At 61.1% G+C, this 1,700-nt stretch carries 1 protein-coding gene; it reads left to right on the forward strand.

Features of this window, described 5'->3' with window-relative positions; translation table 11 throughout:
• Positions 1–1,700: ATP-binding protein (locus tag WBV42_RS08730; protein WP_423985683.1), on the forward strand; the 1,700-nt coding region annotated here is incomplete at both ends.

Below are 1,700 nucleotides of genomic sequence, written 5' to 3' on the forward strand. Positions count from 1 at the left end.
GTTTTCTCACATCCTTCGTGGTGCAGGCCGACCGACTCTACCGGAAACAGACGGTCGCGATCATCCTCGCGGGATTGGTTCCCTTTTTCAGCATCTCGGTCTTCTCCGTCGTCGATTTGAACGTCGCTTTCGGGTTGACGCCCGTTTTCTTCGCCGCCAGCGGCATTCTGGACAGCCTCGCGCTGTTCCGCTACAACTTCCTCGACGTCGCGCCGCTCGCCTCGGAAGTCGTCCTCTCCGAGATGGACGACCCGGTGATCGTCGTCACCGACGGACGAATCGTCGAGTACAACTCGGCGGCGGAACCGCTGTTTCAGGTCGACAGCGTCGTCGGGTGCCAACTCGAAACAGCCGTTCCCGGCCTGCTCGACGCCGTATCATGCGGACATTCGTTCACCCCTGCCGTCAGAACAGACGGCGGTATGGGGGAGACGCCCGTCTACGACCCCCGTTCGACACCGATCCGTGACCACCACGACGCCCATCGTGGGGACATCTTCGTCCTTCGAGAGATAACCGAACAGAAACGACGGGAGGAGACGCTTCGTGCGCTTCAGTCCGCGACGCGTCGATTCATGGACGTGGAACGGCCGGAAGCGATCGCCGATGTCGCCGTGCAAACCGCCGACGAGGTGTTGGACCACCCCTACTCGGCCATCCTCTTTCCGGACGATGACGAAACGATCCTTCGGTCGGTCGCGATGACGTCCCTCCTGGAACGCGGTCTCGACGAGAAATTGGTGTTTTCGCGTGACATCGAATCGATATGGTCGGTGTTCGAATCGGGAACGCCCGTCGTTTACGAGTCCTTCGACCTTCTACCGAGTTCCAAATACGGGTATCTCCCGGTCGGTTGTCTGTTGTTGCTCCCGCTCGGCGAACACGGCGTTCTGGGGGTCGGCAGTGACACGAGAAAACGGACGTTCACGGAGAACGAGCGCCGCTTCGCACGGGTTTTGGCGAGTACGACGGAAACGGCGCTCGACCGCGCACGGCGCGAGCGGGAACTACGGGAGAGCCAGGCGATGGTCGAGGAACGAACCGAACAGATCGAGTTCTTCAACGGCGTTCTCCGCCACGACATCCTGAACGGAATCACGGTCGTGAACGGCAACCTCGAACTCCTCGAACCCCACGTCAAAGCGTCCGGAACGTCGTATTTCGACACGGTTCGGAAGTGGAGCGAGGACATCGGTGCGTTGACCGAAAAGGTGCGGTCGGTCAGCCAGACCGTCACCGATTCCGAATCCGTGTCGCTGGAAACCGTTTCCCTCTCGGCAGCCCTGACGAGGCGGGTCACGAAAGTCAGGGACACGTATCCGAACGTGAGCGTCGAGACCGACATTGAGGACGGACTGACCGTGGCGGGCAACGAACTGCTCGGCGAGGTCGTGGAGAACGTGTTGTTGAACGCCATCGAGCATCACGACGGTCGATCACCCTCCCTCGCGGTTCGAGCGCGGCGGTCCGAAGGGTCGGTTCGAGTCGAAATCGAGGACGACGGACCGGGAATTTCGGACGGGATGAAAACACAGGTGTTCGACCGCAACGTCACGTCCGAGGCGACTGGCTCCATCGGGTTCGGTCTCTACTTCGTTTCCGTCATGATGGATCAGTACGGCGGTGCGGTGTGGTTCGAAGACGCGGAGCCGCGTGGGACGGTTGCCGTCCTTACGTTCCCGCAGGACGACCGACCGGAA

The organism is Haladaptatus sp., from assembly GCF_049589095.1.
Lineage (GTDB): Archaea > Halobacteriota > Halobacteria > Halobacteriales > Haladaptataceae > Haladaptatus.